The sequence below is a fragment of the Rhodopseudomonas palustris genome, from assembly GCF_003031265.1.
Taxonomy (GTDB): Bacteria; Pseudomonadota; Alphaproteobacteria; order Rhizobiales; family Xanthobacteraceae; genus Rhodopseudomonas; species Rhodopseudomonas palustris_H.
Genome location: NZ_CP019966.1, coordinates 1546994 through 1559661 on the forward strand (window position 1 = coordinate 1546994; position 12668 = coordinate 1559661).

The 12668-nt window shown below is 66.3% G+C and carries 12 protein-coding genes; 11 read left to right on the forward strand and 1 reads right to left on the reverse strand.

All coding sequences use genetic code 11. The annotated features are described in order from the left end of the window. The first annotated feature begins 14 nt into the window (after nt 1-14). The 8 genes from RPPS3_RS24890 (at nt 15) to RPPS3_RS07260 (ending at nt 10900) form a co-directional block, all read left to right on the forward strand. The gene (locus tag RPPS3_RS24890) at nt 15-320 is read left to right on the forward strand and encodes an oligopeptide/dipeptide ABC transporter ATP-binding protein (protein ID WP_413776053.1); all 306 of its coding nucleotides are present in this window, start codon (nt 15-17) and stop codon (nt 318-320) included. Further along, on the forward strand, nt 317-1366 hold the full coding sequence (locus tag RPPS3_RS07230) for an ABC transporter ATP-binding protein (RefSeq protein WP_107343479.1): 1050 nt from the start codon (nt 317-319) through the stop codon (nt 1364-1366). The genes RPPS3_RS24890 and RPPS3_RS07230 overlap by 4 nt, the downstream gene beginning before the upstream one ends. Continuing rightward, nucleotides 1357-2910: an ABC transporter substrate-binding protein gene (locus RPPS3_RS07235; protein ID WP_107343480.1), complete on the forward strand. Its 1554-nt coding sequence runs from the start codon at nt 1357-1359 to the stop codon at nt 2908-2910. The genes RPPS3_RS07230 and RPPS3_RS07235 overlap by 10 nt, the downstream gene beginning before the upstream one ends. 52 nt (nt 2911-2962) lie before the next feature. Next, complete coding sequence (locus RPPS3_RS07240; protein ID WP_107346482.1) at nt 2963-3919, forward strand: ABC transporter permease; 957 nt, start codon at nt 2963-2965, stop codon at nt 3917-3919. Then, the gene (locus RPPS3_RS07245; protein ID WP_107343481.1) at nt 3916-4800 is read left to right on the forward strand and encodes an ABC transporter permease; all 885 of its coding nucleotides are present in this window, start codon (nt 3916-3918) and stop codon (nt 4798-4800) included. Before RPPS3_RS07240 ends, RPPS3_RS07245 begins: the two co-directional genes overlap by 4 nt. 26 nt (nt 4801-4826) lie before the next feature. After that, nucleotides 4827-6542: an AMP-binding protein gene (locus RPPS3_RS07250; protein ID WP_107343482.1), complete on the forward strand. Its 1716-nt coding sequence runs from the start codon at nt 4827-4829 to the stop codon at nt 6540-6542. Between the two features lie 63 nt (nt 6543-6605). Beyond that, nucleotides 6606-9914 carry an acetyl-CoA carboxylase family protein gene (locus tag RPPS3_RS07255; protein ID WP_107343483.1) on the forward strand — a complete coding sequence of 1103 codons (3309 nt, stop codon included), beginning with the start codon at nt 6606-6608 and terminating at the stop codon, nt 9912-9914. A gap of 32 nt (nt 9915-9946) precedes the next feature. Beyond that, nucleotides 9947-10900, forward strand: a complete 954-nt coding sequence (locus RPPS3_RS07260; RefSeq protein WP_107343484.1) for a hypothetical protein — start codon at nt 9947-9949, stop codon at nt 10898-10900. Between the two features lie 6 nt (nt 10901-10906). On the opposite strand, the gene RPPS3_RS24605 is transcribed toward RPPS3_RS07260, so the two are convergent. Continuing rightward, a complete protein-coding gene (locus tag RPPS3_RS24605) occupies nt 10907-11062 on the reverse strand; it encodes a hypothetical protein (RefSeq protein ID WP_012495088.1) in 156 nt (51 codons plus the stop codon). Between the two features lie 138 nt (nt 11063-11200). Between RPPS3_RS24605 and RPPS3_RS07265 the strand changes: the two genes are divergently transcribed. The 3 genes from RPPS3_RS07265 (at nt 11201) to RPPS3_RS07275 (ending at nt 12648) form a co-directional block, all read left to right on the forward strand. Beyond that, nucleotides 11201-11809: a cytochrome c oxidase subunit 3 family protein gene (locus tag RPPS3_RS07265; RefSeq protein ID WP_107343485.1), complete on the forward strand. Its 609-nt coding sequence runs from the start codon at nt 11201-11203 to the stop codon at nt 11807-11809. A gap of 4 nt (nt 11810-11813) precedes the next feature. Beyond that, nucleotides 11814-12083 (forward strand): cytochrome C oxidase subunit IV family protein, encoded by a 270-nt coding sequence (locus tag RPPS3_RS07270; protein ID WP_107343486.1) that lies wholly within the window; start codon nt 11814-11816, stop codon nt 12081-12083. Between the two features lie 112 nt (nt 12084-12195). Further along, nucleotides 12196-12648 (forward strand): c-type cytochrome, encoded by a 453-nt coding sequence (locus RPPS3_RS07275; protein ID WP_107343487.1) that lies wholly within the window; start codon nt 12196-12198, stop codon nt 12646-12648. The last annotated feature ends 20 nt before the right edge of the window (nt 12649-12668 follow it).

The following is a 12668-nucleotide window of genomic DNA, read 5'->3' on the forward strand; positions in this document are numbered from 1 at the left end:
CGCGGATGATCACGATGTATGCCGGGGAAGTCGTCGAAGACGCGCCGGTCGACGACGTGCTGATGCGGCCTCGCCATCCTTACACCTCGGGCTTGCTGCGTTCGCTGCCTGGGCTCAGCGCCCGCCGCGGCGTGCTGTCCTCGATTCCCGGCCGGGTGCCGTCGCCGAATGCGATGCCGGCCGGCTGCCGGTTCCGCGCGCGCTGTGCGCATGCGGCGGCTGGCTGCGAGCGCGAGCAGGCGATGGTCGCGGTCGATGCCGGCCATGATGCCCGCTGCTGGCGAGCGACCGAACTGGCGTTGCCGGGAGCAGTGAATTGACCGAGCCAGTGTCCGCGTCTCCGAGCAATGTCATCGCGGTGCGCGATCTGCGCATCCTGTTTCCGACGCGCGACGGCCACGACACCGTCAAGGCGGTCGATGGCATGGATTTCGAGGTTCGCACCGGCGAGACCTTCGGCATTATCGGCGAATCCGGGTCGGGCAAGACGACGCTCGGCCGTGCTCTCGTGTCGCTGCTGAAGCCGACCGAGGGGCAGATCCTGCATCAGGGCGTCGATCCCGCCGCGCTCGGCGCCAGGGCGTTCCGCAAGCATCGCCGCGATTATCAGATCGTGTTTCAGGATCCCAATGCGGCGCTCAACCCGCGGATGACGATCATCGACAGCGTAATGGAGCCGCTGGAGATCGTCGGCGAGGGCGATGCGGCGTCACGCCGCCGCCGCGGCATCGCGGCGCTGGAGCGCGTCGGCCTGTCTCCGGAAGCCGCCGATCGATATCCGCACCAGCTCTCTGGCGGACAGAAACAGCGCGTCAACATCGCGCGGGTGCTGACGCTGCGCCCCAAGGTGATCGTCTGCGACGAGGTGGTGGCGGCGCTCGACGTCTCGATCCGCGGCGACGTGCTCAACCTGTTTGCCGACCTGCAGCGCGAGTTCGGCCTCACCTACGTGTTCATTACCCACGACATCTCGGTGGTGTCGCACATCTCGGATCGGATCGCCGTCACCTATCTGGGCAAGCTGATGGAGCTCGGCCCCGCCGAAGACGTGATCGAGCATCCGCTGCATCCCTATACGCGCGCGCTGCTCTCCGCCGAGCCGATTCCGCTGCCGTCGCACCTGCGGGTCGATCGCCGCATCATTCTCGAAGGCGAGATTCCGAGTCCGGTCGCGCCGCCGTCCGGCTGCCGGTTTCGTACCCGCTGCCCGTCGGTGCAGCCGCGCTGCGCGGATGAGATGCCGGCGTGGCGCGAGGTGAGGCCGGGGCATCGCGTCGCTTGCCATTTCGCGACCGCCGACGGTCCGCCGCCCGATCAACGACAAGCACAAAACACAACAATCATGGGAGGACCAACATGCGCGTGATCGATTTCGGTGAACGCACGCTGCGCCGTCGCGAGGTTCTGGCGCTGCTCGGCGGCGCGGCTGCGACCGGCGTGCTCGGACTGCCGGGGCAGGCGCTCGCCGCCAAGACCGGCGGCATCCTGAAGGTCGCTGCGCCTGCCAATCCGTCGTCGCTCGATCCGGCGACCGGCGGCGCCGGCTCCGATCACAGCATCCTGTGGACGATCTACGACACCCTGGTGGAATGGGACTACGACACGCTGAAGCCGAAGCCGGGGCTGGCGAAGTGGTCGTATCCCGATCCGAAGGTCATGGTGCTGGACATCTCCGAAGGCATCAAATTCCACGACGGCACGCCGCTCGACGCCGAGGCGGTGAAGTTCAACCTCGATCGCAATCGCTCCGACCAGCGCTCCAACGTCAAGCCGGACCTGTCCAGCGTCGACAGCGTCGAAGTCACCGGCCCGCTGCAGGTCACGCTGAAGCTGAAGAATCCCGACACCGCGCTCCCGGCGATCCTGTCGGATCGCGCCGGCATGATGGTGTCGCCGACCAACATCAAGGCGCTCGGCAACGACACCGACCGCAAGCCGGTCGGCGCCGGCCCGTGGAAGTTCGTGCGTTGGAACGACAATGAGATCGTCGTCGTCGCGCGCAACGAAAACTACTGGCGCAAGGGCCGGCCGTTCCTCGACGGCATCGAGTTCAACATCATCCCGGAGAATGCCACGGCGCTACGCTCGGTGGTCGCCGGCCAGAACGACATGGCGTTCCAGCTGCCGGCGCGGCTGAAGCCGGTGATCGAACGCGCCAAGGACCTCAAGCTGGTGTCGTCGCCGACGCTGTATTGCATCCAGGTGTATTTCAACTACGCCCGTGCGCCGCTCGACAACGTCAAGGTCCGGCAGGCAATCAACTATGCGCTGGATCGCGACACCTTCGTCAAGGCGGCGCTGAGCGGCCTCGGCGAGCCGGCGCGGATGACGTTGCCGAGCTCGCACTGGGCCTATGCCAAGGACGTTGCCGGCACCTATCCGTACGATCCGGAGAAGGCGAAGAAGCTGCTCGCCGAGGCCGGCTACAAGGACGGGCTGGAGATGACCATCGGCGGCTACACCGATCAGGACTCGGTGCGGCGCGGTGAAGTGATTCAGGATCAGCTCGGCAAGGTCGGTATCAAGCTGAAGTTCACCCGTGGCACCATCGCCGAAATCAGCGCGCAGTTCTTCGCCCAGGAGAAGAAGTTCGACATGCTGGTGTCGGCGTGGACCGGTCGCCCAGATCCGAGCATGACCTACGGGCTCGGCTTCGATAAGGGCGCGTACTACAACGCCGGCCGCACCGCCGATCCTGAGCTGTCGAAGCTGATTCAGGAAAGCCGCGCCAGCCAGGATCTCAACGAGCGCGCCGCGGTGTTCGCCAAGATCCAGCGCTTCACCGTGGAGCAGGCGCTGTCGGCGCCGCTGGCGTTCCAATACGAGCTCGACGCGCTGTCGGCGAAGGTCAAGGACTTCCAGCCGAACCTGCTCGGCAAGCCGAAGTTCGAGAACATCTCGCTCGCCTGATCAAACGGCGCCGCGACTGCTCGCGGCGCCGTTCTGCCAAATGGGTTTGGTCATGTTGAACGCCATGCGTCTGCGCATCATCGGCCGCCGCCTGTTGCACGCGGTGCCGGTGGTGGTGCTGTCCACCTTCATCGTGTTCGGGCTGCTCAAGCTGGTGCCCGGCGACGTCGCGGTGACGCTGGCGGGCGACAACGCGTCCGAGCAGCGCATCGCCGAGATCCGCGAACTGTATGGCTTGAACCAGCCGTTCCTGGTGCAATACGGCGCTTGGCTGTGGAAGGCCGTGCAGGGCGATCTGTCGACCTCGCTGGTGTCGAGCGAGGCGGTGCTGACGTCGATCGAGCGCTGCCTGCCGCACACGCTGCTGATCGTGGCACTCGCGCTTCTCACCGCGTTGGTGATCGGCGTGCCGCTCGGCATCGCGGCGGCGGCAAAGCCGGGGTCGTGGATCGACGGCATCGTGATGGCGATCGCCTCGCTCGGCGTTGCCGTGCCGAACTTCTGGCTCGGCATGCTGTTGGTGGCGTTCTTCTCGCTGCAGCTCAATTGGTTGCCGGCGACCGGCGCCGCGTCGCTGATGAAGGATCCGGCGGCCGCGCTTAGCCATGCCATTTTGCCGGCGCTCGCACTGGCCTCCGGCGGCATCGCCGAGGTGGCGCGGCAACTGCGCTCCTCGCTGGTGGAAATCCTGTCGTCGCAGCAGGTCCGCACGCTGCACGCCAAGGGGCTACCGCCGTCGTCGATTTTGTGGCGGCACGGCTTGAAGAACGTCAGCGTCAATCTGCTCACCGTCATCAGCCTGCTGGCGAACCGGATGCTCGCCGCGACGGTGGTGGTCGAGGCGGTGTTCGCGATCCCCGGCATGGGCGGGCTGATCGTCAACGCCGCGATGCACCGCGATTTCCCGGTGGTGCAGGGAGTGGTGTTCACCATGGTGCTGATCGTGGTGACGCTGAACCTGCTCACCGACATTCTCTACAGCGTGCTCGACCCGAGGATCGCGTCATGACGTCGGTCTCGCTCACCGCCCCATCGCATCAGCATCGCCGCCGCCGGATGCGCCGCTTCCTGCGCTGGTTCGTGTCCGATCTGCGCGGCGCGATCAGTCTGACGTTTCTGCTGGTGCTGCTGGTGATCTCGCTGCTGGCGCCGTGGATCGCGCCGTATAACCCGGTCGCCCAGGACATCGATGCGGCGCTGGCGCCGATGTCGGCGCAGCACTGGCTCGGCGCCGACGATCTCGGCCGCGACACGCTGAGCCGGCTGATCTACGGCGGCATGGCGTCGCTGTATGCAAGCTTCCTGGCGGTTGCGATCGCGGTGCTGATCGGTGTGCCGGTCGGCATCCTGGCCGGCTATCTCGGCGGCTGGGTCGACACCATGATCAGCCGCGTCATCGACAGCTTTCTGTCGTTTCCGGCGATCGTGTTGGCGATCGCCGTTACCGGCGCGCTCGGCATCGGTCTCACTAACGGCATGATCTCTGTCGGCATCGTGTTCGCGCCGCAGCTTGCGCGGCTGGTGCGCGCCCGCACGCTGGTAGTGCGGCAGGAGCTATATGTCGACGCCGCGCGCTGCTTCGGCGGTTCGACCACGCGCATTCTGTGGCGCCACGTGCTGCCGAACGCGATCCAGCCGGTGATCGTGCAAGTGACGTTGCTGCTCGCCGCCGCGCTGCTCGCCGAGGCCAGCCTCAGCTTTCTTGGTCTCGGCATCCAGCCGCCCGATCCGAGCTGGGGCGCGATGCTGGCGCGCGCCTATCAGAACATGGAGATCGCGCCGGAGCAGATGTATCCGCCCGGGCTCGCCATCCTGTTCACGGCGCTCGCCTACAACACGCTCGGCGAGTCCTTGCGGGCGGCACTCGATCCGACGATGAAGCGCAACTGATCAAACAAGAACAACAAGGACGAGACATGACCGTGGACGCCAAGGAAGCTGACTATCTGGCAAAGCTGCGCGAGCTGTGGGCCAAGGCGTGGCCGAAGGGTACGCCGCGCGAGCCGCAATATCTGCACGGCGAGGTCGCCCTCAGCGAATATCTGCGCGCCTGGGCCAAATCCGCGCCGTTGCGGCCGGCGGTGATCTTCTACGGTCACGTCACCACCTATGCGGATCTCGACGAGCAGAGCGATCGCTTCGCGGCGCTGCTGATGCAGAAGGGCGTGAAGAAGGGCGACCGCGTCGCGGTGTTCCTGCCGAACTGCCCGCAGTTCCACATCGTGTTCTTCGGTATCCTCAAGCTCGGCGCGATCCACGTGCCGGTCAGCCCGCTGTCGCGCGCCTTCGAGTTGTCCTACGAGCTCAACGACACCGACGCCGAAGTGATCGTGGCGCTCGACCAGCTCGCCGGCGTGGTCGAGCAGGTGCGCGCCGAGACCTCGCTGCGCGAAGTGATCGTCACCAGCTTTGCCGATGTGATTCCGGCCAATCCGACGATCCCGGTGCCGGACTCGGTGAACGGCCCGCGCGTAGCGGTGCCAGGCGCGACCGACCTGCTGCCGGCGCTCGCCGCGCTGCCCAAGCCGGAGCCGTTGCCGCCGGCCGCGCTCGACGAGGTCGCAGCGCTCAACTACACCGGCGGCACCACCGGCATGCCGAAGGGCTGCGTCCACACCCAGCGCGACATGGTCTACACGGCGGCCGCCAATCACGGCATCTCGGTGGTGGCCGATCAGAACAGCGTGTTTCTGTCGTTCTTCCCCGAGTTCTGGATCGCGGGTGAAAACTTCGGCCTGATCTTCCCGCTGTTCACGGGCGCGACGCTGGTGCTGCTCGCGCGCTGGGATGCGCTCGGCGTGCTCACCGCGATCCAGCGCTATAAGATCAACGTCACCGCCATGCCGGTCGACGGCGCGGTCGAGCTGATGGATCATCCGCGCTTCAAGGAGTTCGACCTGTCCTCGCTCAGCCAGGTGCGGGTGGTGTCGTTCGTCAAGAAGCTCAACCCGACCTATCGCAAGCGCTGGAAGGATCTCACCGGCACGATCCTGACCGAAGCCGCGTGGGGCATGACCGAGACCCACACCTCCAACACCTTCACGGCAGGCTTTCAGGGCGAAGATTTCGATCTCGTGTCGCAGCCGATCTTCGTCGGCCTGCCGGTGCCGGGTGCGGAGTTCAAGATCACCGACTTCGAGACCGGCGAGCTGGTGCCGCTCGGCGGCGAAGGCGAAATTCGCGTTCGGACGCCGTCGCTGCTCAAGAGCTACTGGAATAAGCCGGAGGCGACCGCCCAATCGCTGGTCGACGGCTGGCTGCGCACCGGCGACATCGGTACCATCGATCCGCAGGGCTTCCTGCACTTCCTCGGTCGCCGCAAGGAGATGCTCAAGGTCAAGGGCATGAGCGTGTTTCCGCCGGAGATCGAGGCGCTGCTCGGTCAGCATCCGAAGGTGCTCGGATCGGGCGTGGTCGGGCGCGACGATCCCGGCAAGGGCCAGGTGCCGGTCGCCTTCATCCAACTCAAGCCGGAGGCCGAAGGCACCGTCACGCCGGCTGAACTGCAGGCCTGGTGCGCCGAGCGGATGGCGGTCTACAAGGTTCCGGAGATCCGTATCATCGACGCGCTGCCGATGACCGCGACCGGCAAGGTGAAGAAGCAAGAGCTCAACGCCAACGTGCCGCTGTGAAACGAGACGGCCGGCGACGCACAGGCGTTGCCGGCCCAAAGCTACCTGCCGAGGAAATCCCCAATGCCGTTCCGAAAACTGCTGATCGCCAACCGCGGCGAGATCGCGATCCGTATCGCGCGCGCCGCTGCCGAGTCCGGCCTGACCACGGTGGCGATCCATCCCGCCGACGATGCGGCGTCGCTGCACGTCCGCATCGCCGATCACGCAGAACAAATTCCCGGCCGCGGCGCGCGGGCTTATCTCGATATCGAAGCGGTGATCGCGGCGGCGAAGGCGGCGGGCTGCGATGCGCTGCATCCCGGCTACGGCTTCCTCAGCGAGAACGCGGACCTGGCGCGGCGCTGCGCCGAAGAGGGCATCACCTTCGTCGGTCCGTCGCCTGAGGCGCTGCGGCTGTTCGGCGACAAGGTCGCCGCCAAAGAGCTGGCGAAACGCTGCGGCGTGCCGATCATCGCCGGCACGGTCGGACCGTCAACGCTGGAAGAGGTGCAGGCGTTCTTCGCCTCGCTTGGCGACAAGCCGGCGGTGATGATCAAGGCGATGGCCGGCGGCGGCGGCCGCGGCATGCGTGTGGTCGAGCGCGCTGAGGATCTTGCCGACGCCTATGCGCGCTGCCAGTCCGAAGCCAAGGCGGCGTTCGGCTATGAGGGTGTCTATGCCGAGCGGCTGATCCGCAATGCCCGGCACATCGAAGTGCAGATCATCGGCGACCGGCATGGCAATGTCAGTCAGCTGTGGGAGCGCGAATGCACGATCCAGCGGCGCAATCAGAAGCTGATCGAAATCGCCCCGAGCCCGTCGCTGCCGGACGGGCTGCGCAGCCGCATCGTCGAGGCGGCCAAGACCCTCGCGGCAGCGGCGAACTACGATAGCCTCGGCACCTTCGAATTCCTGGTCGACGGCGAAGCCGGCGAGGGCGACGGCGCTTTTGCTTTCATCGAAGCCAATCCGCGGCTGCAGGTCGAACACACCGTCACCGAAGAGGTGCTGTCGGTCGATCTGGTGCGCTCGCAGCTCGCCGTCGCCGGCGGCGCGATGCTGGCGGCGCTCGGGCTGGATCAGGCCTCGGTGCCGCGGCCGCGCGGGTTCGCGATCCAGCTCCGCGTCAACATGGAAACGATGGACGCCAAGGGCGCGACCAAGCCGACTGGCGGCACGCTGGCGGTCTTCGAGCCGCCGTCCGGCCCCGGCGTTCGCGTCGATACGTTCGGCTACGCCGGCTACACCACCAGCGCGGCTTACGACTCGCTGCTCGCCAAGGTGATCGTGCATGGCCGCGGCGATTGGGCCGAGGCGGTCGCCAAGGCGTCCCGTGCGCTACGCGAGTTCCGCATCGGCGGCGTCGCCACCAACATTCCGCTGCTGCAGGCGATCCTCGCGCACGCCGACTTCAAGGCCAATCGCGTCAGCACCAGCTTCATCGATCGGCACGTCGCCGATCTGGTCGAAGCCGCACAGCAGTTTGGTCAGCCGCTGATCGCGACGGAGAGCCTGGACAAGCAGAGCAGCGGCGCCGTGACTAACGCCGAGCCGGTGCCGGAAGGCGCGGTCGCGATCGCCGCGCCGCTGCAGGGCACCGTGGTTGCGATCACGGTTGCCGAGGGCGACGTGGTCCGGCCGGGGCAGCAGCTCGCGGTGATCGAGTCGATGAAGATGGAGCATCTGGTCGCGGCCGAGCAGGGCGGCCGCATCCGGCGCATCGTCGCCACCGATGGCGTGACGCTGATGCAGGGCGAGCCGATCCTGTATTTCGAGCCGCAGGACGTCGAAGGCGACCACGTCGTCGCCGAAGAGGATATCGATCTCGATGCGATCCGGCCGGACCTCGCCGAGATGCTGGCGCGGCAGGCCAATACGTTCGACGAGAACCGCCCCGACTCGGTCGGGCGGCGGCGCAAGACCAACCAGCGCACCGCGCGCGAGAATGTCGCGCAGCTCGTCGACGAAGGCTCGTTCATGGAATACGGCAGCCTCGCGATCGCCGCTCAGCGCCGCCGCCGTCCGCTCGACGACCTGATCAAGAACACGCCGGCCGACGGCCTCGTCACCGGCGTCGCCACCGTCAACGCCAAGCAGTTCGGCGAGCACGCCGCGCGCTGCATGGTGATTGCCTACGACTACACCGTGCTGGCCGGCACCCAAGGCCACATGAACCACAAGAAGATCGACCGGATGCTGACGCTGGTCGAGCAGTGGCGGATGCCCCTGGTGTTCTACGCCGAAGGCGGCGGCGGCCGTCCGGGCGACACCGATCGGCTCGGCATGACCGGCCTCGACGGTCCGTCGTTCGTGCAGTTCGCCAAGCTGTCCGGCTTGGTACCGGTGGTCGGTATCGTCTCCGGCTATTGCTTCGCCGGCAACGCCGCGATGCTCGGCTGCTGTGACGTCATCATCGCCACCCAGAACGCCTCGATCGGCATGGGCGGTCCGGCGATGATCGAAGGCGGCGGCCTCGGTGTCTATCATCCGGCCGAGGTCGGGCCGGTGTCGTTCCAGTCGCCGAACGGCGTGGTCGACATCCTGGTGCAGGACGAAGAGGAGGCGACCCGGGTCGCGCAGAAATATCTGTCCTACTTCCAGGGCGCGGTGAGCGAGTGGAAGGCTCCGGACCAGCGGCTGCTGCGCCGGGCAATCCCCGAGAACCGGCTGCGGGTGTACGACATCCGCACCGTCATCGATCTGATCGCCGATGAGGACTCGGTGCTTGAGCTGCGCCGCGATTTCGGCGTCGGCATGATCACCGCCTTCATCCGAATTGAAGGCAAACCGTTCGGCCTGATTGCCAACAATCCGAAGCATCTCGGCGGCGCGATCGACGCCGATGCCGGCGACAAGGCGGCGCGTTTCCTGCAGCTCTGCGATGCATTCGACATTCCGATTGTGTCGCTGTGCGACACGCCCGGCTTCATGGTCGGCCCGGAAGCCGAGAAGACCGCGATCGTTCGCCACGTCGCGCGGATGTTCGTCACCGGCGCCAGCCTCTCCGTGCCGCTGTTCGGCATCGTGCTGCGCAAGGGCTACGGCCTCGGCGCGCAGTCGATGATCGGCGGCGGCTTCCACGCCTCGTTCTTCACCGCCGCCTGGCCGACTGGCGAATTCGGCGGCATGGGGCTTGAGGGCTACGTACGCCTCGGCTTCCGCAAGGAGATGGAGGCGATTGCCGATCCGGCGGAGCGTGAGGCCTACTACAAGAACAAGGTCGCGGAGTTGTATGCCAACGGCAAGGCGGTCTCGATCGCGTCGGTGTTCGAGATCGATAATGTGATCGATCCAGCCGAGACGCGGCGGTGGGTCATGGCCGGGCTGCGCTCGGTGCCGACGCCGCCGGAGCGCAGCGAGCGCAAGCGGCCCTGCATCGACACCTGGTAACAGCCGGCGCAGAAACGATTGGGAGCGAAACGATGACGCAAGCTGCATTCGAGACGCCGATCGACGACACCGGCGAGGCGCTGGTCGGGCCGTGGCGCCAGCCGCGGCAGATGCTGCACGCCCAGGTGTACGACTCGCACGCCTCGATCCACGACGACGCCACCGCTCAGAAGCTCGGTTTCAAGGGCGGTACCATCGAAGGCCCGACGCATTTCAGCCAGTTCACGCCGCTGTGCGAACGGCTGTGGGGCAAGGAATGGTTCGAGACCGGTTGCATCTCGGCGCACTATCGTAACGCCGCGTTCGAGGGCGAGGACGTTCAGGCGATCGTCGACAAGCCCGCGGCCGGTGGCCGTCACACCACCATCCGCATGGTGAAGCGCGACGGCACCGAAGTGCTGCGCGGCACGGTCTCGGTCGGCCGCGCCGCGCCGCCGTCCGCGCTCGACGTCCGCCTTACCGAACTGAAGCCGCTGGCCGATCCGGTGATCCTGCGCGACGTCTCGGTCGGGATGACGACCAAGACCCAGGCGGCGCGCATGGACCATGAGCAGGTCATGGGCGAGCTGTATCCGTTCTCGCTGGCGCAGAAGCTCGAGGTCATCACCGAGCCGTCGCCATATTATCGACCGGGAGGCGGTTCGCCGTGGGGCAAGGCGATCATCCCGCTCGAGATGCTGAGCGTGCTGTTCCAGTATCTCAGCAAGCAGGACGGCTTGCCGGTGCGCGGGCCGGTGGTCGGCCTGTTCGCCGATCAGGAAATCCGGCTGATCGAGGGGCCGCTGTATGTTGGCGAGCCGTATCGGATCGAGCGCAAGGTGGTGGCGCTATCCGGCAGCAAGCGGACCGAGAGCATGTGGGTGCGCAGCGAAGCCTATGACGCAACTGGCCGTTTGGTGGCGACCATGCTGCTGAACTCGGCGACCTTGAAAGACTCCTACGCCCCGTATGCGCAGGAATACGCTGCGCTGTATCCGACGGGATAGTCCTGCCTATTGGGTCAGGAACAGGCTGGCCGCAATCGCCACCGTGATGATCGCGGTGGCGACCACGCCCGTGGTCTGCAGCGCGCCGAACCGCCGCATCGCGAACGCGAAGGCGATGATGATCACCGAGACGACGATCAGCCCCAGCTTGGCTTCGGTCATGGGTCCCTCATGGTTTGACGGAGCCCGATCCTAGCGGCCGGCGGGACGGGCTCTTTGTCGGGGCGCAAGCTCGGGTGAGTTGCCTGCGAGTTTGTCGCGGCACAACGTTCCGTCGGGCGCCGCCTCTATCGTCGCGCCATGACCGACGCGATCGCAGCGGGCCTGCCCGCGGTTTCCGACAGCACCGACAGCCGCGCAACGTCCAGTGCCAGCGCGCTGGATTCGCTGCCCGGTCACCTGATGATGTGGGTGTTGATCTTCAGCGAACTCGCCGCATTCGGCGCGCTGCTGATCGGGTTCCAGATCGCGCGGGCGCTGCAGCCTGAAGCGTTCGCGGCCGGGCAGGGCCAGCTCGATCCGGCGCTCGCCGCCGCCAATACGCTCTGCCTGGTGTCGAGCGGATGGTTCGCCGCCAAGGCCAACGCCGCAGCTCATGCAGGCTCACGCCAGGCGACGTGGCGCTGGACGTTAGGCGCCTGTCTGCTCGGTGCCGCGTTCATCGCCATCAAGCTGTTCGAATATGCCGGCGAGATCGGCCGCGGTGCCGATATCGATGGCGGCACCTTCTTCACGCTGTATTTTCTGCTCACCGGATTCCATCTGCTGCATGTCGCGCTCGGGATCGCGATCCTGCTCGGCGTCGCGTGGCGCGCCAATGAGGCTGCGGTCGAAAGCGGAACCTGTTTCTGGCACATGGTCGATCTGGTGTGGCTGGTGATGTTCCCGATCGTCTATCTGATGCGGTGACGCGATGATCCGGTTCGCTCAGCGCCGAGATCGCAGCGCGGTCGCTCTCCTGCTGCTGACCATCCTCGGTGTTTTACTCAGTCGTGGTGCAGCTGCTGCGTTTGCCGGCGGCGCCGCGCTGATGGTGATCGCGGTGCTGAAAGCCCGCCTGGTCGTACTCGATTACTTCGGGTTCCGCGGCGTACCCGGGCCGTGGCGGGCGCTGCTGTTCGGCTGGATCGCGCTCGTGGCGTGCGGTGCACTCGCCTCGCCATTGGTACAAGCTCTTCGCTAATCGTTCCGAACCTTGAGCCAGCACAAAGTTGCGGCGATCCGGTCGATTAGTGTCGCTGACGAAGCTGCAGCGCCGCACCTTCGCCTCCCCCACATCGAAAAGGAATCACGTGATGGCTGAACGCCTCACCAAGTCTGCCGCGCGCAATGTGTTCTTCGGCGGCTCGGCCTTCTTCTTCGCGATCTTCATCGGGCTCACCGCTCACAGCCATTACTACATCGCGACCAAGTCGACCGACGTCTCGACGCTGACCCCCTCGGTGGCCCGCGGCAAGCATGTTTGGGAAAAGAACTCCTGCATCAACTGTCACACCCTGCTCGGCGAGGGTGCGTATTTCGCTCCTGAACTCAGCAACGTCTGGGTGCGCTGGGGCGGCGACAAGGATCCGGCTCAGGCCCGCGAGATGCTGAAATCCTGGATGGCGTCGCAGCCGTCCGGCGTCCAGGGACGGCGGCAGATGCCGCAGTTCCACTTGACCGATCAGGAGGTGGGTGACCTCGCCAACTTCCTGGAGTGGACCAGCAAGATCAAGACCCAGCACTGGCCGCCGAACGACGCCGGCTGATCCGACCTTCACGCATCCGC

Excerpts from the sequence above, each read along its gene's own strand:
- RPPS3_RS24890 (WP_413776053.1), top strand. The coding sequence starts at position 15 with ATGTATGCCGGGGAAGTCGTCGAAGACGCGCCGGTCGACGACGTGCTG.
- RPPS3_RS07235 (WP_107343480.1), top strand. The coding sequence starts at position 1,357 with ATGCGCGTGATCGATTTCGGTGAACGCACGCTGCGCCGTCGCGAGGTT.
- RPPS3_RS07240 (WP_107346482.1), top strand. The coding sequence starts at position 2,963 with ATGTTGAACGCCATGCGTCTGCGCATCATCGGCCGCCGCCTGTTGCAC.
- RPPS3_RS07245 (WP_107343481.1), top strand. The coding sequence starts at position 3,916 with ATGACGTCGGTCTCGCTCACCGCCCCATCGCATCAGCATCGCCGCCGC.
- RPPS3_RS07250 (WP_107343482.1), top strand. The coding sequence starts at position 4,827 with ATGACCGTGGACGCCAAGGAAGCTGACTATCTGGCAAAGCTGCGCGAG.
- RPPS3_RS07255 (WP_107343483.1), top strand. The coding sequence starts at position 6,606 with ATGCCGTTCCGAAAACTGCTGATCGCCAACCGCGGCGAGATCGCGATC.
- RPPS3_RS07260 (WP_107343484.1), top strand. The coding sequence starts at position 9,947 with ATGACGCAAGCTGCATTCGAGACGCCGATCGACGACACCGGCGAGGCG.
- RPPS3_RS24605 (WP_012495088.1), bottom strand. The coding sequence starts at position 11,062 with ATGACCGAAGCCAAGCTGGGGCTGATCGTCGTCTCGGTGATCATCATC.
- RPPS3_RS07265 (WP_107343485.1), top strand. The coding sequence starts at position 11,201 with ATGACCGACGCGATCGCAGCGGGCCTGCCCGCGGTTTCCGACAGCACC.
- RPPS3_RS07270 (WP_107343486.1), top strand. The coding sequence starts at position 11,814 with ATGATCCGGTTCGCTCAGCGCCGAGATCGCAGCGCGGTCGCTCTCCTG.
- RPPS3_RS07275 (WP_107343487.1), top strand. The coding sequence starts at position 12,196 with ATGGCTGAACGCCTCACCAAGTCTGCCGCGCGCAATGTGTTCTTCGGC.